This window comes from Streptomyces aureocirculatus (genome assembly GCF_000720475.1).
GTDB lineage: Bacteria > Actinomycetota > Actinomycetes > Streptomycetales > Streptomycetaceae > Streptomyces > Streptomyces aureocirculatus.
Window position 1 is genome coordinate 77154 of the sequence record NZ_JOAP01000016.1, and the last position, 25422, is coordinate 102575.

15 protein-coding genes, 2 pseudogenes and 1 riboswitch are annotated in these 25422 nt (G+C 72.7%); of the genes and pseudogenes, 2 read left to right on the plus strand and 15 right to left on the minus strand.

Annotated elements, in window-relative coordinates; genetic code table 11:
* Window positions 1–57 precede the first annotated feature (57 nt).
* From eno to IG78_RS0116535, 11 genes and pseudogenes are all read right to left on the minus strand, one after another.
* Window positions 58–1344, minus strand: coding sequence for a phosphopyruvate hydratase (eno, locus tag IG78_RS0116480; protein WP_030563751.1), 1287 nt, complete (start codon window positions 1342–1344; stop codon window positions 58–60).
* Window positions 1345–1762: 418 nt separating this feature from the next.
* The gene (locus IG78_RS0116485) at window positions 1763–2512 is read right to left on the minus strand and encodes a LysM peptidoglycan-binding domain-containing protein (protein WP_030563753.1); all 750 of its coding nucleotides are present in this window, start codon (window positions 2510–2512) and stop codon (window positions 1763–1765) included.
* Window positions 2513–2516: 4 nt separating this feature from the next.
* Window positions 2517–2707: riboswitch (cyclic di-AMP (ydaO/yuaA leader) on the minus strand.
* A gap of 203 nt (window positions 2708–2910) precedes the next feature.
* Window positions 2911–4014 carry a transglycosylase family protein gene (locus tag IG78_RS0116490; RefSeq protein ID WP_030563755.1) on the minus strand — a complete coding sequence of 368 codons (1104 nt, stop codon included), beginning with the start codon at window positions 4012–4014 and terminating at the stop codon, window positions 2911–2913.
* A gap of 149 nt (window positions 4015–4163) precedes the next feature.
* The gene (locus IG78_RS0116495; RefSeq protein WP_030563757.1) at window positions 4164–5483 is read right to left on the minus strand and encodes a cytochrome P450 family protein; all 1320 of its coding nucleotides are present in this window, start codon (window positions 5481–5483) and stop codon (window positions 4164–4166) included.
* Window positions 5484–5808: 325 nt separating this feature from the next.
* A complete protein-coding gene (locus tag IG78_RS0116505; RefSeq protein WP_051852696.1) occupies window positions 5809–7917 on the minus strand; it encodes a hypothetical protein in 2109 nt (702 codons plus the stop codon).
* A 52-nt stretch (window positions 7918–7969) separates the two neighbouring features.
* Window positions 7970–8998: a nucleoside triphosphate pyrophosphohydrolase gene (locus IG78_RS0116510; protein ID WP_199813271.1), complete on the minus strand. Its 1029-nt coding sequence runs from the start codon at window positions 8996–8998 to the stop codon at window positions 7970–7972.
* Window positions 8999–9221: 223 nt separating this feature from the next.
* Window positions 9222–9896: a SurA N-terminal domain-containing protein gene (locus IG78_RS0116515; RefSeq protein ID WP_030563765.1), complete on the minus strand. Its 675-nt coding sequence runs from the start codon at window positions 9894–9896 to the stop codon at window positions 9222–9224.
* Window positions 9897–10082: 186 nt separating this feature from the next.
* On the minus strand, window positions 10083–11630 hold the full coding sequence (locus tag IG78_RS0116520) for a serine/threonine-protein kinase (RefSeq protein ID WP_030563809.1): 1548 nt from the start codon (window positions 11628–11630) through the stop codon (window positions 10083–10085).
* A complete protein-coding gene (locus IG78_RS0116525) occupies window positions 11627–12226 on the minus strand; it encodes a hypothetical protein (protein ID WP_030563767.1) in 600 nt (199 codons plus the stop codon). Before IG78_RS0116525 ends, IG78_RS0116520 begins: the two co-directional genes overlap by 4 nt.
* A 284-nt stretch (window positions 12227–12510) precedes the next feature.
* Window positions 12511–12672 (minus strand): annotated as a pseudogene (locus IG78_RS45790) (N-acetyltransferase); the annotation flags it as partial.
* Between the two features lie 33 nt (window positions 12673–12705).
* Window positions 12706–13416, minus strand: coding sequence for an HNH endonuclease family protein (locus IG78_RS0116535; protein WP_030563769.1), 711 nt, complete (start codon window positions 13414–13416; stop codon window positions 12706–12708).
* Window positions 13417–13813: 397 nt separating this feature from the next.
* On the opposite strand from IG78_RS0116535, the pseudogene IG78_RS51360 reads away from it, so the two are divergent.
* Window positions 13814–14209: pseudogene (locus IG78_RS51360) on the plus strand (nuclear transport factor 2 family protein); the annotation flags it as partial.
* 23 nt (window positions 14210–14232) lie between these two features.
* On the opposite strand, the gene mfd reads toward IG78_RS51360, so the two are convergent.
* The 3 genes from mfd to IG78_RS0116555 form a co-directional block, all read right to left on the minus strand.
* Window positions 14233–17781 (minus strand): transcription-repair coupling factor, encoded by a 3549-nt coding sequence (gene mfd, locus IG78_RS0116545; protein WP_030563773.1) that lies wholly within the window; start codon window positions 17779–17781, stop codon window positions 14233–14235.
* A gap of 668 nt (window positions 17782–18449) precedes the next feature.
* Entirely contained in the window at window positions 18450–21041 is a 2592-nt protein-coding gene (locus tag IG78_RS0116550; protein ID WP_030563775.1) for an ABC transporter permease, read from the minus strand.
* Window positions 21038–21826 carry an ABC transporter ATP-binding protein gene (locus IG78_RS0116555; protein ID WP_030563777.1) on the minus strand — a complete coding sequence of 263 codons (789 nt, stop codon included), beginning with the start codon at window positions 21824–21826 and terminating at the stop codon, window positions 21038–21040. Before IG78_RS0116555 ends, IG78_RS0116550 begins: the two co-directional genes overlap by 4 nt.
* A gap of 519 nt (window positions 21827–22345) precedes the next feature.
* On the opposite strand from IG78_RS0116555, the gene IG78_RS0116560 reads away from it, so the two are divergent.
* Window positions 22346–23911, plus strand: a complete 1566-nt coding sequence (locus IG78_RS0116560) for an MFS transporter (RefSeq protein WP_078965177.1) — start codon at window positions 22346–22348, stop codon at window positions 23909–23911.
* 280 nt (window positions 23912–24191) lie between these two features.
* Here IG78_RS0116560 and IG78_RS0116565 read toward each other — a convergent pair whose 3' ends face one another.
* The gene (locus tag IG78_RS0116565; protein ID WP_030563781.1) at window positions 24192–25130 is read right to left on the minus strand and encodes a hypothetical protein; all 939 of its coding nucleotides are present in this window, start codon (window positions 25128–25130) and stop codon (window positions 24192–24194) included.
* Window positions 25131–25422: the final 292 nt, after the last annotated feature.

Here is a 25422-nt window from a genome sequence, read left to right on the forward strand (position 1 = left end):
CACACGGTACGGGACCGGGTACGGGGACGTACGTACGACTGGCTAGGGCTTGGCGCCTTAACCCTTGAAGCGGGGGAACGCGCTGCGGCCCGCGTACACCGCCGCGTCGTCGAGGATCTCCTCGATGCGGAGGAGCTGGTTGTACTTGGCGACGCGGTCCGAGCGGGCCGGGGCGCCGGTCTTGATCTGGCCGCAGTTCACGGCGACGGCGAGGTCGGCGATGGTGACGTCCTCGGTCTCGCCGGAGCGGTGCGACATCATGCACTTGAAGCCGTTGCGCTGGGCGAGCTCGACGGCGTCCAGGGTCTCGGTCAGCGAACCGATCTGGTTGACCTTCACCAGGAGGGCGTTGGCGGCGCCGTCGTCGATGCCGCGCTGCAGGCGCTCCGGGTTGGTGACGAACAGGTCGTCGCCGACGATCTGGACCTGCTCGCCCAGCTTCTCGGTGATGATCTGCCAGCCGTCCCAGTCGTCCTCGTACAGCGGGTCCTCGATGGAGACCAGCGGGTACGCGGCGACCAGCTCGGCGTAGTACTCGGTCATCTCGGCGGCCGAGCGGGTCTTGCCCTCGAACTCGTAGACGCCGTCCTTGTAGAACTCCGACGCGGCGACGTCGAGCGCGAGCGCGATCTGCTCGCCGGGGACGTAACCGGCCTGCTTGATGGCCTCGACGATGAGGTCGAGCGCGGCGCGGTTCGACTCCAGGTTCGGCGCGAAGCCGCCCTCGTCGCCGAGGCCGGTGGACAGGCCCTTGGTCTTCAGGACCTTCTTCAGCGTGTGGTAGACCTCGGCGCCCCAGCGCAGCGCCTCGGAGAAGGACTCCGCGCCGATCGGGGCGATCATGAACTCCTGGATGTCGACGTTGGAGTCCGCGTGGGACCCGCCGTTCAGGATGTTCATCATCGGAACGGGCAGCAGGTGCGCGTTCGGGCCGCCCAGGTAGCGGAAGAGGGGGAGGTCGGAGGCCTCGGACGCGGCGTGCGCGACGGCGAGGGAGACACCGAGGATGGCGTTCGCGCCGAGCGAGGCCTTGTTGTCGGTGGCGTCGAGGTCGAACATCGCCTGGTCGATCAGGCGCTGCTCGGTGGCGTCGTAGCCGACGAGCTCCGGGCCGATCTGCTCGATGACGGCGAGAACGGCCTTCTCCACGCCCTTGCCGCCGTAGCGGTTGGCGTCTCCGTCACGCAGTTCGATGGCCTCGAAGGCGCCGGTGGAGGCGCCGGACGGAACCGCGGCGCGGCCGGTGGACCCGTCGTCGAGGCCGACCTCGACCTCGACCGTGGGGTTGCCTCGGGAGTCCAGGATTTCCCGGGCTACGACGACGTCGATGGACGGCACGAGCATCTCCTTCTGGGATGTGACGCTAGGGGCGCATGGCGTGCACCACTGTGGGCGCGGGCTTGCGCATGGCTTGCATGGTCTTCATCGGCCCTGCGTCTCCTGAGCCTAACGGGCCCGGGAGCTTCGGCCAGCCGACCGCCCGGCCCGTGGGACGGCCGACGGCCCATTTCCCTGGCAATCAGGACGGAAGCCAGGCCTCTACTGGCCAGTAGCTTCGCCCAAGGCGTAGCCCGGGGCTCCGCGAGGACCAGCCCAGGGCTCCGTGAGGACCGGCCGCGCGGCCGCCCGCGGTGCCCGCGCAGCACCTCGCCCCGGTGCGTACGGGGGATACGCGCACCGGGGCGAGGGAGACCGTGGGGACGGGGGGCGCTCCGCGGGACCGGAGCGAGGCGCCCGGTCCTGACAGGGCGGGGGGCCTGGGTCAGCTCAGGTGGAGCTGCTGGCCGGGGTAGATGAAGTCGGCGTCGTCGATGACGTCGCCGTTCAGCTTGTAGACCTTCTGCCAGCCGCCCTTGACCTCGTGCGAGTCGGCGATCTTGGAGAGCGTGTCGCCCTTCTTGACCTTGTACTCGCCGTCGCCCTTCTTCACGACCTTGCCGGTCGGGGTCTCGACGGTCTTCTTCGACTCGGTCCGCGGGGCGGCCTGCGGGGCGCTCTGCGGCTTCGGCTGTGCCTGCTGCTGGGGCTGCGCCTGCTGGCGCGGCTGCTGCTGCGGCTTGACCTGCTGCTGGGGCTTGGCCTGCTGGGTCTGGTGCTGCGGCTGCGACTGCTCGCCACCGCCACCGCCGCCGTTGTACGAGGCACCGGTCAGGCCCACGCCGCAGCTCGGCCAGGCACCCTTGCCCTGGCCCGCGAGGACCTTCTCGCCGATCGCGATCTGCTGGGACTTGGAGGCCTTGTCGGCCGTGGAGGCGTACTGCGTGCCGCCGTACGCGGCCCAGGTGGAGGCCGAGAACTGCAGGCCGCCGTAGTAGCCGTTGCCCGTGTTGATGGACCAGTTGCCGCCGGCCTCGCACTGCGCGACGCGGTCCCACTGGTCGGCGGTGGCGGCGCCGGCGGTGCCCGCCGCCATCAGCGGGGCGGCGACAGCGGCGCCGGTGACACCGACGACGGTGGCGGCGCGAGTGGCCTTGGACGGACGGCGGTGCTTGCCCTTGCTGGAAAACAGCATGGATGGATCCCCTCACCGACGCCTGCGAGGTGAGCTGTCGGGTTCGGGCGGGTGAGTGCCCGGCCGCACGACTTGCGTGCGACTTCACCCCTAGCCGTTCCTGTCCGTCCCGCGGCGCTTGCTTGCTCGCTGCGGTGCGGACGGGCCCGGCGCTTACCTTGGGTCCCCCGCTCCTGCCTTCGGCGCACGAAGCGACGACTGTTCCCGTCCGGCCGTTGGCAGGATTCGGCGTACCGACCGGCGGGGCCCGCTGTGGCGAGCGATCACGACCGTAGACGGGCAATCCGCGGAATTTCAAAGACGATCAGGGCTTCTGAGACCCATCTCTCACTTGCCCCTCACCGCCTTTAAACCGGACATTCACCGCGAACTACCCGTCAGTTCCGGGCGTGTCGCGGCTACTTCCGGTCCGCGTCCGCGGCCTGCTTCTCCTTCAGCTCAAGCTCCTGACCGGGGAGGATGAGGTCCGGGTCGGCGCCGACGGTCTTCTTGTTCTCCGCGTAGAGGGAGGACCAGCCGCCGTCAAGGCCGTGCCGGTCCGCGATGCGCGAGAGGTTGTCGCCGGAGCGGACCGTGTAGGTGTCGCTGGGACTGCCGGAGCCGTGCGAACCACGCTCCCCCCCGCGTGAGGCGTGCCGCCCCGCGGAGCCCGCGTCGGACTCGCCGTCCGCGTTCGAACCGCGGTGGCGCCCCGAGGTGCCCTCCGAGGACTCGGGGGACTCCTCGGAGTCTCCGGAGCCCGAAGGCGCGGTACCGGCGCCGGAGTCGCCGTCGGAGCCGGGCGAAGTGGTGTCACGGCCCTCGGACTTGCCGTCCCGAGCGGCCTCCTGCCCGTCCTCGCCGCCCTTCCGGCCCTGCCGGCCTTCCTCGTCCTTCTTCTCGCCGCTCGGCCCCGAGGTGCCGTCCTCGCCGGTCGTGTCGCCGGTGCCGGGCTTGCGGTGCTTGCCGGTTGCCTCGTCCGAGGCGTCCTCGCCGCTCCTGCCGTCGGCGTGATCCTTGTCTCCCGGACCGGCGGAGCCCTTGGAGCCGGAGGAGTCACCGGTGCCCCGGTCCTCCTCTTCCTCGCCCGCCGAGCCGGCGGGCTTGCTCGGTGCCACCGGCAGGCCCGGGTCGACGTCGGCGGCCGCGCCGTCCTTGCTGAGGCCCGCGGCCGGGCCGCAGTTCGGCCAGGCGGCGGGGCCCTGGTCGGCAAGGACCCCTTCGGCGACGGCTATCTGCTGGGAGCGGCTTGCCTCGTCGGCGCTCGGCGCGTAGGCGAGGCCGCCGTGGTTCTCCCAGGTCTCCTGCGTCATCTGCAGCCCGCCGTAGTACCCGTCGCCCTTGGCGCTCCAGGCGCTGCCGCTCTCGCACTCCGCGACCTTGTCCCACGTCGTGGCTTCCGCGGCGCTCGCGCCCGTGGCGCCGAGCAGCGGGATCGCGATGGCGGATCCGGTGACGCCGGCCGCGACGACGATCGCCGGGGCTTGGCGGGGGCGGCGGTGACGGCCTTGACCGGAAAGCATGCACGTGCCTTTCGAGTGACGACAGGGGTGGCTGCGGCACATGGTGCACTGGGGTGCCGAGTCGTCGTGAAAGTAGCCGCAGTCGAACGTCAGTCACAAGTCGATGCAGCGCAGATCACGTGAAAGTCACAGTCTTGACAGACCGTCAGTCAACTGCCGGACCGGCCGCCCGCCGCGGGCGGCGTGAACCGTACCGGCAGGGTCCGCAGGCCACGCATGATGAGCCCGCCGCGCCACCGCAACTCCCCGGGCTTGACGCCGAGTTGCAGGTCCGGCAACCGGCGCAGCAGAGTCGCAAGGGCCGTCTGGGCCTCCAGGCGGGCGAGGGGGGCGCCGAGGCAGTAGTGGATGCCGTGGCCGTATCCGAGGTGCTGATTGTCGCGCCGGGACAGATCGAGGAGGTCGGGCTCCGCGAAGCGGGCGGGATCGCGGTCGGCGGCGGCGAGAACGACGAGGACCGGGTCGCCCGCGGAGATGTCCTGGCCGCCGATGCGCAGCGGCTCGGTGGCGAAGCGCCAGGTGGCGAGTTCGACGGGCCCGTCGAAGCGGAGCAGTTCCTCGACGCCCGTCTCCAGGAGGGCGCTCTCCCCGGCCGCCAGGGACCGTTGCAGTCGGTCCCGCTGCTCGGGGTGGGTGAGCAGCGCGAAGGTGCCGTTGCCGATGAGGTTCACGGTCGTCTCGAACCCGGCGAACAGCAGGATGAAGGCCATGGCGGCGGCCTCGTTCTCGGTGAGGTGCTCACCGTGGTCGGAGGCGCGGATCAGGCCGGAGATCAGGTCGTCGCCGGGGTCTGCCCGCTTGCGGTGGATGAGCTCGGCGAGATAGCCGCGCATCTTCTTCACCGAGCGCGCGACGCCGCCCCTGGGCCCTCCCCCGTGCCGGATCATCATGCCCGCCCAGTCCCGGAAGTCGTCCTGGTCCTCTCGGGGTACGCCGAGCAGGTCGCAGATGGCGAAGATGGGGAGCGGGAACGCGAAATCGTGGATGAGGTCGGCTTCGCCCCGCTCCGCACCGTGCTTGTCGAGAAACGAGTCGATGAGCTGGTCCGTCAGCTCCTGCACGCGCGGCGCGAACGCGGCCACCCGGCGCGGGGTGAACGCCTTCGACACCAGGCGGCGCAGGCGGGTGTGGTCCGGCGGGTCGATGTTGAGCAGATGCGTCATCAGCTCGGCCTTGCGCTCGCCCGGGATCCCGGTCCTGCCCTTCGCGTGCGCGGGCTCGTCGTGGTGCGCCGGATTCTTGCTCAGCCGCTGATCGGCCAGCGCCTCCCGCGCGTCCGCGTACCGCGTCACCAGCCAGGCCTCGACACCGCTGGGCAACTCGGTCCTGTGCACGGGAGCGTGCTCCCGCAGCCAGGCGTAGGCCGGGTAGGGGTCGGTGGCGAACTCCCAGGTGAAGAGGTCGGGCGCGGGGGCCTTAGGCGGGGCGGGGGTGGTGTGGGGGCAGGCGGGGGGCGGCTGGTCGTGCATGCGTTGACGGTATCGGTCCGGGGCGGCTCCTCGCCGTGAGGCGGGGGCGGGGGTGCGGCTCCTCGCCGTGAGGCGGGGGCAGGGGTGCCGTTCCTCGCCGTGAGGCGGGGGCCGGGGTGCCGCTCCTCGCCGTGAGGCGGGCCGGGGTGCGGGTGCCGCTCCTCGCCGTAAGGCGGGCCGGGGTGCGGGTGCCGCTCCTCGCCGTAAGGCGGGCCGGGGTGCCGCTCCTCGCCGTAAGGCGGGCCGGGGGCCGGGGTGCCGCTCGGCACCGTGAGGCGGGGCGGGGGGTGCCGCTCCTCGCGCTCCGGTGAAGCCCGTGGGCGGGCTACCCGCGCTCCCCCAGGCCCTGCGCGTCCGTGTCCGGCGGCGGCTCGTCCCCCTGTTCCGGGGGCAAGGTCATGCCGACCCGCAGGACGTTCAGGGCGAAGGCCGCGTTGCGGTGGCCGGTTTCGGCTGCCTCGCGGTACCAGCGGGCGGACTTTTCCACGCGGCCGGGCCGCAGTACCAGCTCGGCCAGGTGGAACGCCGCGTCCGGGTCCCCCGCCTCCGCGCCCGCGGTGAACCAGTGCCGGGCGCGGTCGCGGTACAGCTTGCCCAGCGTGACGTAGGCGTCCGTCCGTCCCGCCGCGGCGGCCCGCTCCAGATATCCGGCCGCCTCCATGGCCGCGCCCCGGCCCGCGAGGATGTGGCCCAGTTCGTTGCAAGCCAGGGTGTGGCCCCGGTCGGCGGCCCTGCGGTACCAGCCCTCCGCCTCCGACACATCGCCCGCGGCCGCCGTGACCCAGCCGAGCAGGAGGTACGCCTCGACGTCGCCCTCGGCGGCGCGGGGCGCGAGGGCGGCACGGCACGCGGCGACCACGGGTGCGACGTCAAGACCGTACCCGGCGGCCGTCGCGGACCCGTGGATCCACACCGGGACCGGTACCTGCCCGAGCTCACCGGACCGGACGGCGTCCGCGACGAGGGAGCCGTAGGCGCGGTAGGTGTCCGCCTCCGCTCCGGGGACGAGCAGCCCGGTCGCCTCGTACCGAAGCCGGGTGGCCCAGGTCAGGGCGTCCTCGAACGACTCGTGCCGTTGCTCCTCGCGGACGGAGGCCTCCTGCTCGCCGTAGCCCTCCAGGACCGCGCACAGCACGGGGAGCGGGATGTCCTCCTCGATCCCGCAGCGGGCGAGGTCGATGGCGGCGCGCACCAGGAAGTGACCGGTCGGGTGCCTCCGCGGGCGCCGGGCCCTGCGCCACTCGTCCCACAGCTCCGGCCCCAGGGCGAGGTACTCGGTGACCCCGCGGCCGCCGCGCCACTTCGCGGCGGCCGTGAGGCGAGGGTCCTCGGCACCTGCGAGCCGCGCCAGTTCGGTGGCGCTCCAGCGGCGGGACAGCTCGACGGTGCGGGCGCCGCTCAGGACCCGGGCTGCGGGGCCGCCGCCGAAGCGGTGCTCGTCGTACGCCGTGTCGCGCATGGTGGCGAGGACGAGCACACGCTCCTGGGTGAGCCGGAAGAGGAGCGCCGCGGTGAGGCCCTGGGGGCCGAGGTGGTCCTCCAACTCGTCGAGCCAGAGGATGCGGTGGCCGGCACGGCCGTGCTCGCCGGAGGCGATGCCCCGCAGGTCCGCCCCGGGGTGCGGGGCGTGCACACGGGGCTCGGGGTCGGTGCCCGCGCTCAGCGCCGCCCAGGCCGCCGTCATCGTCTTGCCGGACAGCGGCCCGCCGGTGACGACGACAAGGCCGCCCTCGTGCAGACCCCGTACGACGAGGGAGTGGAGCTCTTCGTCACAGTCACGCTCCACGTAGGGCGTGAGGCTCGGCTCGTCCCCGAAGTGGCTCGTGGGACGCACGCCGAACCAGAGGCGCCGCAGTTGGCCGACGCGGGGCCAACTGTCGGCCGGGGCCTGGCCGTGGGCGAGGGTGGTGTGGACGGTGACGTCGCCCGCGATGGTTCCGGCCTGGATCACCGCGCCCACCGAGCTGTCGGAGACATCGTTCCGCGTCGGGGGCCGCGGGGGCACGCCGGACGGGGCCGCGGCGGACGGCTGCTCGGCGGGCGGAGCCGCGGCGGACGGGTCCTCGGCGGGCGGAGCCGCGGCGGACGGGTCCTCGGCGGGCGGAGCCGCGGCGGACGGGTGCTCGGCGGGCGGGGCCGCGGCGGACGGCTGCTCGGCGGGCGGAGCCGCGGCGGACGGGTGCTCGGCGGGCGGAGCCGCGGCGGACGGGTGCTCGGCGGGCGGAGCCGCGGCGGACGGGTGCTCGGCGGGCGGGGCCGCCCGGTACGGCTCGTCGTACGGGCGCGGTCCGGCCGGTACGGGCGTGGACACCCGTACGCTCATGTCGCACCCGCAGTCCATGCAGAAGCGGACGCCCTCCTCCAGTTGGGCCTGGCACATCGGGCAGTACACCGTCGCCTCCTCGGGCCGCAACTCCCGCAACTCCCGCTCCACACGGCCGGGTTCGGTGCCGCGAGTGCGCCCCGAATCCCCCGGGGCAACCGTACTAAGCCCCGGGCGCCTCGGCCTCGCGTACCGCGTCCCGGTAGGCCCGGGCCGCCGCCCGCAGCGCCGCCTCCGGGTCCGTGCCCTCGGCCTCCGCGCGGACGGCCATCGCCAACAGGTCGTACCCGACGCCGCCGCCCGTGGGCAGGGGGACGTCGAGGCCCGCCGTGCGGACGCGGGACGCCAGCTTGGCGGCGAGGGCCAGGCCCGGCTGGCCGAGGGGGATGCCTTCGGTGACGGAGGTGCGCTGCTTCTCCTGCGCCTTGGTGCGCAGCCAGTGCTCCTTGACCTCCTCGGGGGTGGACGCGGTGTCCTCACCGAAGACGTGCGGATGGCGGTGGACGAGCTTGTCGACGATACCGGCGGCGACGTCGTCCACGGAGAAGGCGGCACCGTCCTCGGCCTCCTCCGCGATGCGTGCGTGGAAGACCACCTGGAGCAGCACGTCGCCCAGCTCCTCGCACAGCTCGTCCGTGGCACCGTCCTCGGTGGTCTCGATGGTCTCGATGGCCTCGACGAGTTCGTACGCCTCCTCGATGGCGTACTTCGCGAGGCCCTGGTGGGTCTGGCGCGAGGACCAGGGGCATTCGGTGCGGATGCGGTCCATGACCTGGACCAGGTCGAGGAGGCGGGCGCCCGGCAGGTCGTACGACCCGGGGAGCAGTTCCAGGTCGGGCATCGGGACCCGGCCGGCGCCCGCGAGGCGGGCCAGGCCGTCGGTGAGGCGGCGGTCGCCGTCGGCGGTGGCGACGACGAGCACCGTGCGGCCCCCGGCGCAGGCGCGCACCAGCTCCTCCGCGGTGGGCGCGGCCTGCTTGACGTCGACGCCCGCTTCCCGCAGATACGGCAACTGGGGGTGCGTGGCGTCGGCGCACACGACCTCGTCCGCGCCGTGCAGCGCCTGCCAGGCGGGCCAGGACAGCAGGCCGGGCGCGACCCGGTGGCTGGTGGTGAGCAGGACGACACGGCCCACGCCGTCCCCGCCGGTCTCGGCGGCGGGCCCGACGGTGGTCTCGGCGGCGGTCTCGATCTCGTTCACCCCTCGAACGTAGCCCACCCCCGCACCCCGCCGGGAAGCGCACCCGCCCCGTCAGGGGCGCGGGAACTGCGCGCCCGCCCCGTCAGGGGCGGGGGAACTGCGCGCCCGGCCCGGGAGACGCCGCAGACGCGTCTGCCTCATCGCCTCGCAGACGCGTCCGCGGCTTGGACGTGGTCGCGCGCGCAGTTCCCCGCGCCCCTTGGGGGCGTCTCGCTCACGCCTGGGTGGGGGGCGCCGTCCCGTCCGGGGAGACCTCCCGGACCCAGGGGGTCTTCAGGTCCGCGCGCTTGCTCGCCTTGACGTCCCAGGTGCCGTACCGCGGGTTCAGGTCGACATCGAGCTTCTTGGAGGCCTTGGACATGGCCGCCCAGAAGGTGTTCTGGCCCTCCGGGGAGTTCATGTCGGCGCCGAGCGCGCGGGCGATCTTCTGCGCCTCGATCTCCGTGCGGATGCTGTCGTCGAGGCGGCCCGGCGCGACGCTGTAGCGCTGCAGCCACTCCGTCTCCAGGGCCTTGGGGCCACCCGCCTGCTCCTCCAGGCCCGCCCGCATGGTCTGGATCTCCCTGCGCGTGACGCGCACGTCGGCGTCCCGCGCCGCCCGGTGCAGGACCTTGTCGAGCACCATCGTGTGCAGCGTGCTGCGGGCCAGGCCGCCGCTCTTGGCGATGACCTGCCCGTACTGCGTGTCGTCGGGGAGGGCGGCCCGCTGCGCGGAGCGCACCTCGTTCACCCTGTTCTCCAGTTGGGCGACCGTGATGCGCTGGTCGCCGACGACGGCCGCGGCGCCGGGATGCGCGTCGTTGCCGCAGCCGGTCAGGAGCGGGGCCGCGACGAGGGCGGCTGCGGAGAGGATGAGCGCGGAGCGACGACGACTGCTGCGGCGGTGCAAGTGGACCTCCCGGTGGAGAGATTGTGCTTCGCTGCACAAAGTCTTGCGGTGATCGATGGTAGGCAGTGGTGGTCGGCTCGGCCACCCATTCGACCAACGATTCGCGAGCAGTTCGGGCACTGCGGGTGCCCAGGGCCTGTCAGCGCGCATGGCCTCGCGTGGCAGACGGGAATTGTCGGACACGCCCTACCCCCGCACCTGCCCCAGCCAGTGCAGTGTGCGCCGGATCTCCGCCGGGAAGGGGTGGCCGACGCCGTGCACCCGCTCGGCGTCGAGGACGAGGCGCCCCAGGATGTCGTGGGCGGCCGGGCGGTCGCCGAGGGCGAGCAGGAGCTGGCCGATGCGGCGCCGGATCTCCAGGGACTGGCGAATGTCGGCGGTGGCGTACTGGTTCTCGTAATAGGGGAGCAGCGTCCGGTACTCGGCGAGCGCGGCGGCCGGATCGCCGAGCTGCTCCAGGCATTGCGCGGCCTCGTAGCGGAACTGAAGCGACTGCGGGTCGGCGTGGCCCGACTCGGCGGCGCGCTGGTCGGCGAGGCGGCGCAGCTCGGGCAGGGCACGGCGGTACTGGCCGTCGTCCATGAGCGTGGCCGCGTACTGCTTGCGCAGGGTGCGGACGACGGGTGAGTGCTCGCCGTGCTGCGCGGCGGCGTCCGGCAGGATCGCGCCGAGGATGTCCACGGCCTGCGTGATGCGGCCCTCGCCGAGCAGCCGCTTGACCTCGTCGACGGCGGCGGCGACACCCTGCCCGGCCCCGGGCGGCCGGGGCTGCGGGGCGGGCGTCGCGGCGCGGTCGGGCCAGGGCGCGGCCGGGCGCAGGAACGGGCGGGTCGGGTCCAGGGGGCGGCCGGTGGGCACGGCGCGCCCCGGCAGTAGCGGCGCGAGCTCCTCGTACACGTCCTGGGCGCTGGCGGGCCGGTGCTGCGGGTCCTTGGCGAGCAGCCGCAGGACCAGGGATTCGAGGGCGTCGGGGACTTCGGGCCGCAGTCTGCGCAGGGGCAGCGGCGGCTCGTACAGATGGCGGTGCAGCACGCCGAGCGCGGTCGAGCCGGCGAACGGCACGTCGCCGCTGAGGAGTTCGTGCAGGACGACGCCGAGCGCGTACAGGTCCGTGTACGGGCCGACGGCGCCGCCCATGGCCTGCTCGGGCGCCATGTACGAGGGGCTGCCGATCGGGGAGCCGGTGTGGGTGAGGCGGGTGGTGTCGGTGTCCATGACCGAGGCGATGCCGAGGTCGAGGACGGTGACCGTGCCGTCCTGCTTCACCATCACGTTCCGCGGCTTCAGGTCGCGGTGCACGATCGGCACGGCGTGCACCGCGGAGAGCACGGCGCACAACTGGGCGGCGACGGCGACCGCCCACTGCCAGGGGTAGGGGCGGTGTTCGGCGAGGTGGTCGCCGAGGTCGGCCCCGTCGACGTAACCCATGACGAGGTACAGGTCGTCGCCGTCGCTGCCCGCGTCGTGCACCGTGACGAGGCCGGGGTGGTCGACCTGCGCGGTGACGCGGCACTCGCGGGCGAAGCGGCGGCGCAGCTCCTCGGTCCGGCCCTGGCCCGCCGGGCCCGCGACCCTGTCCGGGCGCAGCAGCTTGACCGCGACCCGCCGGTCGAGGCGCTGGTCGTAGGCCGTCCAGACCTGGCCCATGCCGCCCTGGCCGAGCAGCGTCGACAGCTCGTACCGCCCGGCGACCACGCGGTGGTCCGTGCCCCCCGTTCCGGCGGCCACGGTCAGGTGCCGCCTTCCTGCTTGCGCAGGTAGTCGCTCAGCTCGTCGAGTTCGGCACGGACCTGGTCGATGCGGGCGGGAGCGGGCGCGGGCGCGGGCGCGGGCGCGGGCTGTGCCGGATAGCCGTACGACGGCTGGGGCGGCGGCTGCTGGGGCTGGGGCTGGGGCTGCTGCGGTACGTAGCCGCCACCGAACTGCGTCTGCTGGTACGGGGGCGGGGCCTGCGTCGGTGCGAACGCCGCCGCCCGAACCGGCTGCGCGACGCGGGAGAAGTGCCGGATGTCCATGGTCAGGTAGTAGGCGATCACGGGGACGAGCGTGGAGACGAGGATCGCCATGCCCGTGTTGCCGGACCCGGTGAACTCCTCGTCGCCCGGGTCGAGCGCGACGAGGACGACGGCGGTGGCCTCCAGGGCGACGACGACCGCGAGGAGCACCCAGTCCCGGGTCTTGCGCGTCACCAGGGCGAGCCGCAGCATCGCGGCCCACGCGAGGAAGCCGCACGTCACGACGGCGAGCACCACGAACATCACGCGCAGCGTCACATACGACCCGCCGGTGTGGGCGGAAGGGCCCCCGGGCCCGTAGCCGTGGCCGTGCATGGCTGCTCCTGATACCTGACGCGGCCGTACGCCTCCGCGGGAGCGGCACCTGTGGGCGGGCCCCGGCGGCGTACGGCCGACGAACGAACGAATGCGGTACGAGCGTATAGGCCGACCGGCACGACCGGTCCCGGGTTGTACCGAACCGTTGCCGTACTGGTCACACGCGCGCCGTCACGCATCCGCCGTCACGCGTCCGCCGTCACGTATCCGCCGTCACGCATCCGCAGTCACGCATCCGCAGTCACGCGTCCGCCGTCACGTATCCGCCCTCGCGGCGCGCGTCACAGCACGTGCCGCACCCACACATTCGGTTCCACGTACACCGCGTAGCCGCGCGCGGGCTCGCAGTGCACCGGCACCAGGGCGCCGGGCACCTCGACGAGGCCCTCCGCGTCGAACGGCAGCCCCGTCCAGTCGCGCCACCGCGCCGTCGTGCCCGCCACCGGTCCCCGCCGTGAGACGTGGGGCGCGGTGCCTCACCGCGCCCGGAAGCGTCCCGGTGCCTCGGTCGGGTTGCCGCCGCCCGGCAGCTTCTCCTGCGGGCAGCGCGAGAGCACCCGGCGCATCGCGTCCCGCTCGGCGCCGGTCACCCACAGCCCGTACTTCTTCTTCACGGCGACCTGCCGCGCGACGTAGGCGCACCGGTAGGACTTGTTCGCGGGCAGCCACGTCGCCGTGTCGCCGTCGCCCTTGCCGCGGTTGGGTCCCGCGTCGACGGCGAGGAGGTTGAGGGGGTCGTTGGCCAGGGCGATGCGCTTGCCAGGACGCCAGCCGCCCGCGCCCTTCTGCCAGGCGTCGGAGAGGGCCACGACATGGTCGACGTCGACCCGGCTGCGGCCGCGCGTGAACGTCACGTCCTTGCCGGTGTACGGGTCGGGGGCGAGGGTGCCCGACACCACCGTGCAGTCGCCGCCGCGGAACTTCACGCCGTCCAGGTCCCGTTTGAGTATGTCGTCCCGGGTACCGCACCCGTTGGAGTCGGTGTCGGCCCAGGGGCTGCCGAACCGCGCGCGGTCGTAACCGGTCTTGGGGGCACGGCCCTTGACGGTGAGTGAGTCCACGGCGGCGAGCGCGGCTCCGCCCCGCGCGCCGGAGCCAGGGGTCCCGCCCGCGTCACCGCCGTCGCGGGCGCCGTCCCTGCCTTCGTCGTCGCTCTTGCAGCCCGACACTCCGCCGAGCAGGACCAGCGCGGCCGCGACGCCCGCGACCGCGCGCCGCCCCGCCGTCCGTCCCCGCGCCGCCTGTCCTGCCGCCGACCGTCCTCGCGTCACGGTGCCCGCGAACCTCACAGCTTTCCCTCCCCAGACCGGCCCGCCAAGGACCGGCCCCTACGGTAGCGGCCGGGGCTGCCGCTCCCCCGGACGGGTGTTACCTGCGGCGTAATCGACCGGCCCCGCCCCCGCGCGGCAAGCTGCCGGTATGGACACCATGAACGCCACCGGGCCCACCGAGGCCCAAGCCGCAGCCGGACTCGGGGCGGAGGCCCAAGCCGCAGCCGGACTCGGGGCCGAGACCGAAGCCGCAGCCGGACTCGGGGCCGAGACCGAAGCCGCAGCCGGACTCGGGGCCGAGACCGAAGCCCAGGCCACCCGCGCCACCGTCCAGGCCTTCCTCGCCGCCCGTATGGCCGGGGACACCGAGCGGCTCACGGCGCTGTTCGCGGACCGCGTCGACTGGCTGCTCGCCGAGAACCCGGCGTGCCCCTGGATCCGCCCGCGCGCGACCGCCGCCGAATGCGCCGCCCAGGTCACGGACCTGAACCGGCACACCGTCGCGGAGGACGCGCGGGCGTCCGTGGACACGTTCCTGGTCGAAGGACCGGACGCCGTCCTCATGGGACATCTGTCGGGGACCGTACGCGCCACCGGCAAGTCCTACGCGGGCCCCTTCGCCCTGCGCCTGACCGTCGAGGACGGCCGGATCACCCGGCACCACCTCTACGAGGACGGCCTGTCCATCGCGGCGGCCTGCACTCCCTGAGGCGGTACCGGGTCAGCTTCCGGCTACGACCCGAGCACCGAAGCCAGCAGCTCCCCGACCCAGCCGAGCAGTTCCCGGCCGACCAGCGGCTTGCCGCCGACCTTCGCCGTCTTCGGGCGCGGCACGAGCACCTGCCGGCCCGTCGGCTTGATGACGACGCCGGGGTAGAGCCGCTTGAGGCGCAGCTCCTGGGACTCCCGCAACTCCACGGGGGCGAACCTGATGTTGCTGCCCTGGAGCACGATCTCGCCGACGCCGCAGGCGCGCGCCAGCATCCGCAGGCCCGCCACGAGCAGGAGGTTCTCCACCGGCTCCGGCAGCTTGCCGTAACGGTCGGTGAGCTCCTCGCGGACCGCCTTGACGTCCTCCTCCGTGTTCGCGGAGGCGATGGCGCGGTAGGCCTGAAGCCGCAGCCGCTCCCCGGGGGCGTAGTCGTGCGGGACGTGCGCGTCCACCGGCAGCTCGATCTTGACCTCCAGGGGCGGCTCCTCCTCCACGCCGCCTTCCAGGGACGCGCGGTAGTCGGCCACGGCCTCGCCCACCATGCGTACGTAGAGGTCGAAGCCGACGCCCGCGATGTGCCCGGACTGCTCGCCGCCGAGGAGGTTGCCCGCGCCGCGGATCTCCAGGTCCTTCATCGCCACGTACATGCCCGCGCCCATCTCCGTGTGCTGGGCGATGGTCGCAAGGCGCTCGTGGGCGGTCTCGGTGAGCGGCTTCTCCGGCGGGTACAGGAAGTAGGCATAGCCGCGGTCGCGGCCACGGCCCACCCGGCCGCGGAGCTGGTGCAACTGGCTCAGGCCGAAGTTGTCGCCGCGCTCCACGATGAGCGTGTTGGCGTTGGAGATGTCGATGCCGGACTCGACGATCGTCGTCGAGACGAGCACGTCGAACTTCCTCTCCCAGAAGTCCACGACCACCTGCTCCAGGGCCTGCTCGGACATCTGGCCGTGGGCGGTCGCGATGCGCGCCTCGGGGATGATCTCGCGGAGCCGGGCAGCGGCGCGGTCGATCGACTCGACGCGGTTGTGGATGTAGAAGACCTGGCCCTCGCGCAGGAGTTCACGGCGGACCGCTGCGCCGATCTGCCGCTCCTCGTACGGCCCGACGAAGGTCAGGACCGGATGCCGCTCCTCGGGGGGCGTGGTGATCGTGGACATCTCACGGATGCCGGTCACGGCCATTTCGAGCGTACGGGGGATGGGGGTCGCCGACATCGTCAGGACGTCGACGTTCGCGCGCAGCTTCTTCAACTGCTCCTTGTGCTCGACGCCGAACCGCTGCTCCTCGTCGACGATGACCAGGCCGAGGTCCTTGAACTTGGTCTCGGAGGAGAACAGACGGTGGGTGCCGATGACGACGTCCACGGAGCCCTCGCGCAGCCCTTCGAGGGTCGCCTTGGCCTCGGTGTCGCTCTGGAAGCGGCTGAGCGCCCGCACGTTCACGGGGAACTGCGAGTAGCGCTCGGAGAACGTACCGAAGTGCTGCTGCACCAGGAGGGTGGTGGGGACGAGGACGGCGACCTGCTTGCCGTCCTGGACCGCCTTGAAGGCCGCGCGGACCGCGATCTCCGTCTTGCCGTAGCCGACGTCGCCGCAGACCAGCCGGTCCATCGGGACCGACTTCTCCATGTCCTCCTTGACCTCCGCGATGGTGGTGAGCTGATCGGGGGTCTCCACGTAGGGGAAGGCGTCCTCCAGCTCGCGCTGCCAGGGGGTGTCGGGGCCGAAGACGTGGCCGGGCGCCGCCATCCGGGCGCTGTACAGCTTGATCAGGTCGGCGGCGATCTCCTTGACGGCCTTCTTCGCGCGCGCCTTGGTCTTCGTCCAGTCGGCGCCGCCGAGGCGGTGCAGCGTGGGGGCCTCGCCGCCCACGTACTTGGTGATCTGCTCCAGTTGGTCGGTGGGGATGTAGAGGCGGTCGCCGGGCTGGCCGCGCTTGGCGGGGGCGTACTCCACGACCAGGTACTCGCGGGTCGCGCCCTGCACCGTGCGCTGCACCATCTCGATGTAGCGGCCGACGCCGTGCTGCTCGTGCACGATGTAGTCGCCGGCTTCGAGGGTGAGCGGGTCGATGGTCTTGCGGCGCCGGGCGGGCATCCGCGTGCCGTCCTTACCGGCCGCCTTCTGTCCTGTGAGGTCGGTCTCGGTGAGCACGGCGAGCTTCAGGGCGGGGTCGACGAAGCCGTAGTCGATGCAGCCGCACGCCACGTGCACCACGGACGGGGTCAGCTCGTCGAGGTCGGCGTCGAGGCGGGCGGCGATGCCCTCGCCGCCGAGCACCTCGGCGGTGCGGGCCGCGGGGCCGTGGCCCTCGGTGACGTACACCGTGCGCCAGCCGTCGGCGAGCCAGCCCTTGGTGTCGGCGAGGGCCTTGGCGGTGTCTCCCCGGTATGTCTCCGGGGCGTGCATGCCCAGCTTGAGGGTGTCCGCGTCGCCGTCCGCGGCGGTCTCGTCGGCGGCGAAGGGGCTCACCGACCACCACATCACGCCGAGCTCCCGGGCCCGGTCGCGGACGTCCGCGATGCCCCACAGCGAGGCCGCGCCCACATCGATCGGCGCTTCCCCGCCACCGGCCGTCGCGGCCCAGCTCGCCTGGAGGAACTCCTGGCTTGTCGCCACCAGGTCCGCAGCGCGCGTACGCACCCGCTCCGGGTCGCAGACCAGCGCCATCGACCCCTTCGGCAACACGTCGAGCAGCAGCTCCATGTCGTCCACGAGGACCGGGGCGAGGGACTCCATGCCCTCGACCGCGATGCCCTCGGCGATCTTGCCGAGCAGTTCGCCCAGCTCGGGGTGCTGCTCGGCGAGGGCGGCGGCTCGGCCCCGCACCTGTTCGGTGAGCAGCAGCTCGCGGCACGGCGGCGCCCATAGGCCGTGTTCGGCGACCTCCAGGGACCGCTGGTCGGCGACCTTGAAGTAGCGGATCTCCTCTACGTCGTCGCCCCAGAACTCCACCCGCAAGGGGTGTTCCTCGGTGGGCGGGAAGACGTCGAGGATGCCGCCGCGCACGGCGAACTCACCGCGTTTCTCCACCAGCTCCACCCGCGCGTACGCCGCCGCGGCCAGGGCCTCCACGGTCTCGTTCAGATCGGCCGACTCGCCCGTGCGCAGCGCCACGGGTTCCAGGTCGCCGAGCCCCTTGACCTGTGGCTGGAGCACGGAACGCACCGGCGCCACGACCACGGAGACCCGTCCCGTCTCCGGGTCCCCCGCCTCCGGCGCGCTGGGGTGCGCCAGGCGCCGAAGCACGGCGAGGCGGCGGCCGACGGTGTCCGAGCGCGGGGAGAGGCGCTCGTGCGGCAGCGTCTCCCACGACGGGTACTCCACGATCCCCTCGGGCGGCAGGATCGTGCGCAGCGCCGCCGCAAGGTCCTCGGCCTCGCGGCCCGTGGCCGTCACCGCGAGCACGGTGCGGCGGGCCTCACGGGCGAGGGCCGCCACGGCGAAGGGGCGGGCGGCCGGGGGGCCGACGAGGTCGATGTGGTGCCGGTTGCCGTCCGACGCGGCCTTCACCGCTTCGGTGAGGGCCGCGTCCTTGACGACGGCGTCCAGCAGTCCGTGCAGGCTCATGAAGAGGCATCCAGTCCGGGGCAGAGAACGATGCGGACAACGCGAACGGCCCGACTCGTGGGGGGACGGGCCGGGGGCCTCCCAGGGTACGTCGGCGGGGCGGGGGGCACCCCTCGATGCGGGGGGCACCCCTCTGTGCGGGGGCACCCCTCGATGCGGGGGGCCTCTCGATGCGGGGGCCTCTCGATGCGGGGCGCCCCTCGGCGCGGGGCTCCTCTCTGCGCGGGGCGCCCCTCGGCGCGGGGCTCCTCTCTGCGCGGGGCGCCCCTCGGCGCGGGGAGCTCCGCCCCTGGGCGGTCGTGTCGCCGCTCCGCGGCTCGTCCTCAAACGCCGGACGGGCTGAGATCACTGCCGCACCGGCACGTGTGCAGCCCGTCCGGCGCGTCCGGAGGCGAGGCCGGACTGCGGGCGAGGGGTGCAGCCCCCGGGGCCGGGGCCGGGGCCTGGGCCGGGGCCGGGGCCAGGGCCGGGGCCAGGGCCGGGGCCGGGGCCAGGGCCGGGGCCAGGTACAGGGCCGGGGCCAGGTACAGGGCCGGGGCCAGGTACAGGGCCGGGGCCAGGTACAGGGCCGGGGCCAGGTACAGGGGAACGTTCCCCTGTACGAGGGCCGGGGCCAGGGGAATGTTCCCCTGGCCCCGGCCCTCCCCCGTTCCCCCGTCCGGTGAGGACTATTCCGTCGCTATCGCGTTCAGGACGTTCATCCGGCCCGCCCGGAACGCGGGTATCAGTGCCGCGAACAGGCCCACGAACGCCGAGCCCACGAACACCGTGAGGATCGTCGGCCACGGGATCTCCAGGACCTTCAGGCCCTCGAGGGCGAGGAGCTTCTGGGCCGTGGCGCCCCAGCCCATGCCGAGCCCGAGGCCGAGCAGGGCACCGAAGAGGGCGATGACCACCGACTCCATGCGGATCATGCGGCGCAACTGCCGCCGGGAGAGGCCGATGGCCCGCATCAGGCCGATCTCGCGGGTACGCTCCACCACCGAGAGCGCCAGTGTGTTCACCACGCCCAGGATGGCGACGATGATGGCGAGGCCGAGAAGGCCGTAGACCATGTTGAGCATCTGCCCGACCTGGTCCTTCAGGTCGTCCTTGAAGTCGGCCTGGTTCATGACCTGCACGGCGGGGTCCTCGGCGACGGCGGCCTTCAGCGCCTTGTACGCCGCGTCCTCCTGCCCCTTGTCCGCCGAGGCGAGCAGCATCGAGTCCAGCGGCATCCGCCCCGCGGACACATAGCGCTCGGCCGTGGCGATGCTCGTGTACATCGCGCCCTTGTCGAACGCGGTGTCGTCCGACATGACGGCCACGAGCTTCAGCTTCACCGTCCTGCCGTGGTCGAAGTCGACCGTCAGCTTGTCGCCGACCTTGAGGTGGTGCTTGCGGGCGAACTCCTCGCCCACCGCCATCGCGTTCCCGCGGTAGGCCCCGGCCACGCTCCCGGAGACCGCCTCGCGGCGCAGGTCCTTCGTGTACGTCGGGTCCGTGGCGACCAGCGATTCGCTCTCGGTCCTGCCCGCCGGGGTCGTGATCTTCATCGGGACCTCCCGCACCCGGGTGACGTGCCCGGTGTGCGGCGCGTCCCGCAGATTCCGCACAGACTGCGGGGTGAGGGGCTTTCCGCTGTCACCGGCGGGCTGCACGATGAAGTCCGCGCCCACCGACTTGTCGAGCTCGTCCGTGGCCGACGCGACCATCGAGGAGCCGACGACGGAGAGGCAGGCGACCAGGGCGAGGCCGATCATCAAGGCCGCGCCGGTGGCACCCGTACGGCGCGGGTTGCGCAGCGCGTTGCGCTCGGCCATGCGGCCGACGGGCCCGAAGCCCCGCAGCAGCACCGCGCTGATCACCCGGACGACGAGGGACGCCAGGACCGGTCCGATAACCACGAAGCCGATGAGGGTCAGGACGACACCGCCGCCCAGGAACAGCGAGCCCTCGCTCGCCTTGTCCGCCTGCCCCGCGGTGTAGAGCCCGAAGGCACCGGCGCCGGTGAGGACCAGGCCGAACAGCGCGCGCACCGCGCCCGCCTTGCCGTCGGCCGGTGTCCCCGCGTCCCGCAGCGCGGCCATCGGGGAGATCTTGCCGGCCCGGCGTGCCGGGAGATACGCGGCGAGGACGGTGACGATGATGCCGAGGGCGAGGCCCACCACGGGCGTCGTCCAGGCGATGGTGAGGTCCTTCGTGGACAGTTCCATGCCCATGCCGGACATCAGCTTCATCAGGCCGACCGCGAGGCCGATGCCCGCGCCGACGCCGAGGACGGAGCCGACGACGCCCAGGAGCAGCGCCTCGACCAGGACCGAGCGGTTGACCTGCTTGCGGCTGGAGCCGATGGCGCGCATCAGGCCGATCTCGCGGGTGCGCTGGGCCACCAGCATGGAGAAGGTGTTGATGATCAGGAAGATGCCGACCAGGAAGGCGATTCCGGCGAAGCCGAGCATCGCGTACTTCATGACGTCCAGGAAGCTGCCGACGGACTTGCGGTCGTCGTCCGCGCTCTCCTTCTGCGTCTTGACCTTGTACGCGGCGGCGTCGCCCGCCAGGGTCCTGGTGACGTTCTGCTTGAGCTGTGCGTCGCTGACGCCGTTCGCGGCGGTGACGCTCAGGTGGGTGAACCGGCCGCTCGCGCCGATGAGTTCACGCTGGGCGGTCTTGGTGTCGTAGTAGAAGACGGCCGCGCCCGGGTTGGTCACCTTGAAGGTGGCGATGCCGGAGATCTTCGCCTTGAAGTCGCCGTTGGCGGTGATGGTGCGCAGCTCTTCGCCGAGCTTCAGGTCGTGCTTGTCGGCGGTGTCGGCGTCGACCATCACCTCGGTGGGGCCGCGCGGGGCGTGTCCGGAGGTGATCTCCATGGACCGCAGTTCGTTCTTGGTCCAGTTGCCCGCGAGGGTCGGGCCGCCGCTGGTCGGGCCCATGTTCTTGTTCTTGGAGTCGGCGACCGTGACGCTGTCGCTGGAGACGCCGCCCTCGACGGACTTCACCCCGGCGGCCTTCTCGACCCGGGCGATCGCGGAGGCGGGCAGCGATTCGGGCTTGCCGTTCTTCGGGCCGTCGTCGTCGGCCTCGGGGGCGTTCTTCGGCTTGACCGTGACGTCGGCGGACGTCGCCGCGAAGAGCTTGTCGAAGGTGGTGGTCATCGTGTCGGAGAAGACGAGCGTGCCGCACACGAAGGCCACCGAGAGGACCACGGCGACCGCGGAGAGCGCCATGCGTCCCTTGTGTGCGAAGAAGTTGCGCATCGAGGTCTTGAGGACGGTCATGACGTGCGCCCCCGGGCGTCGAAGTGCTTCATGCGGTCAAGGACCTGCTCCGCGGTGGGGTTGTACATCTCGTCGACGATGCGGCCGTCCGCCAGATACAGCACGCGGTCCGCGTACGAGGCGGCCACCGGGTCGTGGGTGACCATCACGATGGTCTGGCCCAGCTCGGTCACCGAGCGGCGCAGGAAGCCGAGGACCTCGGCGCCGGCGCGGGAGTCCAGGTTCCCGGTCGGCTCGTCACCGAAGATGATCTCCGGCCGTGATGCGAGGGCACGGGCCACGGCGACGCGCTGCTGCTGGCCGCCGGACAGCTCGGTCGGGCGGTGCTTGAGGCGTCCCGCGAGGCCGACGGTGTCCACGACCTGGTCGAGCCAGGCGCGGTCGGGCTTGCGGCCCGCTATGTCCATCGGGAGCGTGATGTTCTCGATGGCGTTCAGCGTCGGCAGCAGGTTGAACGCCTGGAAGATGAAGCCGATCCGGTCCCGGCGCAACTGCGTGAGCTTCTTGTCCTTCAGGCCGGTGATCTCGGTGTCGTCCAGATAGATCTGCCCGGAGGAGACGTTGTCGAGGCCCGCGAGGCAGTGCATGAGCGTGGACTTGCCCGACCCGGACGGGCCCATGATCGCGGTGAAGTGACCGCGGGCGATGTCCACGTCGATGTGGTCGAGGGCGACGACGCGGGTCTCGCCGGTGCCGTAGGCCTTGACGACCTGGCGTGCCCGAGCCGCCACGGCCGTACGCCCTCCAGTACCCCCGTGCCTGGGAGTGGTCACAGCCGTTGTCACGGTAAGTCTCCTATGTCGGTGATGAGATGAGCCCGGTGCGATGCCGTTCGCGTCGCCGCTCGCTCACAGTGAAGATTCTGGTCGCCGGGGTGTCCCGGCGCCCTGGTGCAGAGCGCAGTCTTTTGCTGGGGAAAACCCCACCCCCGGCACTGTGGTTCGTCTCCTCGCCCCGCGCCCCCGCCCCCACCCTGCGGGCATAAAGCCAATCTAAGGACCAGGTCAGAGGGTCTCGTCATCCGTCGGTACCAACATCGCCCTGTCCGTAGTACGGAGGTCCCCCTAGGGGTTCTCCACCCGCCGGTGGAGCGTTTCTCAGGGTCGCTCCACCCTCCCGACACGCGATCTCCCGCCCCACCAGCCGAGAGGCCCTCCACCCTCCCCCGAGAGTTCGTCTCTCTCCCGAGAGTTCGTCTCCCTCCCGAGAGTTCGTCTCCCTCCGGGAGTTCACCCCTCCCCCGGAAGCCCGCCCGGTGAGAAAGTGACCCGAGGCAATAGGTGCAGGGGGAAAGGAATCCGGGGATGGCACAGGCCACCGACAGGCGCGGCGCCGTCGTCGCCGCGCTCATGCTCGTCATGGCGCTCGCGGCCCTGGACGCCACCATCGTCTCCACGGCGGTCCCGCAGATCGTCGGCGCGCTCGGCGGCTTCTCCGTCTTCTCCTGGCTGTTCTCCGGCTATCTGCTCGCCGCGACGGTCACCCTGCCGGTGTACGGCAAACTCTCCGACACCTTCGGCCGCAAACCCGTCCTGGTCGTCGGCTGCGTCCTGTTCCTGCTCGGCTCGGCCCTGTGCGCCCTCGCCTGGAACATGGCCGCCCTGATCGCCTTCCGCGTCGTACAGGGCCTGGGCGGCGGCGCGCTGCAAGGCACCGTCCAGACCCTCGCCGCCGACCTGTACCCGCTCAAGGAGCGGCCGAAGATACAGGCCAAGCTGTCGACCGTGTGGGCGACTTCGGCGGTCGCGGGCCCCGCGGTGGGCGGTCTGATCACCGCGTACACCGACTGGCGCTGGATCTTCCTGATCAATCTGCCGGTGGGCGCGCTCGCCCTGTGGCTGATCGTCCGCCACCTCCACGAACCCGCGCGCGACACCCCGGCGCCGGAGACCCGCGCAGGGGTGTGGAAACGCATCGACTGGCCCGGGGCGCTCGCCGTCTTCGCCGCGGGCGGTGTGCTGCTCACCGCGCTCGTGCAGGGCGGTGTCGCCTGGGACTGGCTGTCGGCGCCGTCTCTCGCCCTGTTCGCTACGGGGCTGGCGTGCGTCGCCGTGGTCGTGGTGGTCGAGCGGCGCGCCGCGGACCCGGTCATACCCGGCTGGGTGTGGCGGCGGCGCACCATCGCCGCCGTGAACCTGGCCCTCGGCTCACTCGGCCTGGTGATGGTGGCGCCCACGGTCTTCCTGCCCACGTACGCCCAGTCGGTGCTGGGACTGGCGCCGATGGCGGCCGGGTTCGTGCTCTCCGTGATGACGCTGAGCTGGCCCGTCTCGGCGGCGCTCAGCCAGCACGTCTACCGGCGCATCGGCTTCCGCGACACCGCGATGCTGGGCATCGGCGCCGCCGCCTGCGTCCTCTTCGCCTTCCCCCTCCTGCCCTACCCCGGCTCCGCCTGGCAGCCCGCGCTGCTCATGCTGCTGCTCGGCGCCGCGCTCGGGCTCTTCCAACTCCCCCTGATCGTCGGCGTGCAGTCGACCGTGGGGTGGGCGGAGCGGGGCACGACCACCGCCTCCGTACTGTTCTGCCGCCAGATCGGGCAGACCGTCGGCGCCGCGCTGTTCGGGGCGGTGGCCAACGGGGTGCTCAGCGCGCGCCTCGGCGGGTCGGGCTCGCTCGACGCGGTGGCCAAGGCGCTCGACGACCCGGACTCGGTGGCGGACGCGGACAAGCTGCGGCGCGCGGTGGACGCGGCCGTCGACGCGGTGTACCTGGGGGCGGCGGGCGCGGCGGTCGTCTGCCTCCTTGTCCTGGTGTTCCTGGCCCCGCGGCGCTTCCCCGTCATCCAGGAGGCCCCTGACCCCGCACCCGAACCCTCCCCCCAAACAGCACAGTTGACGCATACACCCCCCGAGGAACCCCGTACCGACTGACCAGTACGGGGAAAACCCCGCGCACCTCCCCTACCAGCAAGTACCCTCCTCGGCCCTCGCTCCTGGCGGTCCGCACGACCGCCCCTGTCCCCTTCGGGCAGTCCCCCCACCCACCCCGGCACCCGGCAGCAACGGGTGGGTGGGTGGGTGGGTGGGTGGGAAGCATCCCGCCGCGAAGCGGCGGGGCCGAAGCCGACGGCCCGCGGACGAACGACAACAGGCACACCGGGACGATAGGCCCAGCGGGCTGCGCCACCCCCTCCCTCTGGAGGGAAGGGACTCAGGCGCCCCCCTCGGGGGAGGGACCCGGCACCGCGCCGGACCCCCCGCTCGAGGCGCCCCGCCCGGTCAAAGCGGACAAACTGCTCCGCACATGCTCCATGTGCGCCCGCACCTCGTCCCACCGCTCCCCGTGCTCCCGCAACACCCGATCCGTCTCCCGCCCGACCCGCTCCTCCCGCATCCGCGCCCGCGCGAGCAGCTCCGCCGCCCGCGCCTCGGCGTCCTCCTGCCCGTGCCGCGCGGACTCCCTGGCCTGGGCGAGATCCCGCTCGGCCTCGGCGAGCCGCGCCGCGGCGGCCTCGAAGAGGGACATCTCGTGGGCCTGTGCCGCCGCCTCCCGCTCGGCGATCTCCCGCTCGGCGGCCTCCCGGCGCTCGGTGTGCTCCTTCTCCTGGTCGGCGAGGAGCGCACCGGCGCGCTCCCGCATCTCCCGCAGCGCGGCGAGCGCCGCCCCGCACCACTCCTCGGCATCCGTCCGGGCGGCCACCCGCAACTCCTCGGCGGCGGCCCCGGCCGCACCGAGTCGCCGCCGCGCCCACCCCTCCGCCTCGTCGCGCACCGAGGCGGCATACGCCCGCGCGGACTCGTGCAGGGCCGCGGCCTCGGCGGCCGCCGCCTCCTCGGCCCCGCGCGCCGAGGAGGCGGCCGCGTCCCGCACCGCGGCGACCTCCTCCTCGCACAGCGCGAGAAGCTGCTGCGCGCGCTCGCCCAACTCCTCGTACGTCTGTGGAGCGAGCCGCGCGACCACCTCGCGCAGCCGCTCGGCCTCCACGCCCATCTCCTTGGCGAGCACCGTGAGCCGCGCCGCCCGCTCCCAGGCCGCGTCGCGGTCCCGGGACAACGCGTCGGCGTACGCCTCCACCTGTTCGGGACGGTAGCCACGCCCGCGCACGGCGACGAAGCCATGAGGTGACACCGACACACCGCTGCCGCTCATCCTTGATCCCCTCTTTCGCCCACACAGACTCTCGCCGTCGCGCCGACCGCGTACAACGCGATTGGCGCACATCTTGATGGATCAAGCGAAACTGGTCATAACGCGACACTCCACCCATCCCATCCGGTCAAGGATGCGTCAATTGGCGGCAGAAGTCGGAATCGGGTTGTCGTTCCGCAGTACGACGAAGACCTGAGCGACCCCCGAAGGGCACCCCGCGGGCGACCGGCGTACGCGCACGCGAACAAGCGAGGCGCCCGCCCGGTCCCCCGGGTCGGACGCCTCACCCTCG

Excerpts from the sequence above, each read along its gene's own strand:
- eno (WP_030563751.1), bottom strand. The coding sequence starts at position 1,344 with ATGCTCGTGCCGTCCATCGACGTCGTCGTAGCCCGGGAAATCCTGGAC.
- IG78_RS0116485 (WP_030563753.1), bottom strand. The coding sequence starts at position 2,512 with ATGCTGTTTTCCAGCAAGGGCAAGCACCGCCGTCCGTCCAAGGCCACT.
- IG78_RS0116490 (WP_030563755.1), bottom strand. The coding sequence starts at position 4,014 with ATGCTTTCCGGTCAAGGCCGTCACCGCCGCCCCCGCCAAGCCCCGGCG.
- IG78_RS0116495 (WP_030563757.1), bottom strand. The coding sequence starts at position 5,483 with ATGCACGACCAGCCGCCCCCCGCCTGCCCCCACACCACCCCCGCCCCG.
- IG78_RS0116525 (WP_030563767.1), bottom strand. The coding sequence starts at position 12,226 with ATGCACGGCCACGGCTACGGGCCCGGGGGCCCTTCCGCCCACACCGGC.
- mfd (WP_030563773.1), bottom strand. The coding sequence starts at position 17,781 with ATGAGCCTGCACGGACTGCTGGACGCCGTCGTCAAGGACGCGGCCCTC.
- IG78_RS0116550 (WP_030563775.1), bottom strand. The coding sequence starts at position 21,041 with ATGACCGTCCTCAAGACCTCGATGCGCAACTTCTTCGCACACAAGGGA.
- IG78_RS0116560 (WP_078965177.1), top strand. The coding sequence starts at position 22,346 with ATGGCACAGGCCACCGACAGGCGCGGCGCCGTCGTCGCCGCGCTCATG.
- IG78_RS0116565 (WP_030563781.1), bottom strand. The coding sequence starts at position 25,130 with ATGAGCGGCAGCGGTGTGTCGGTGTCACCTCATGGCTTCGTCGCCGTG.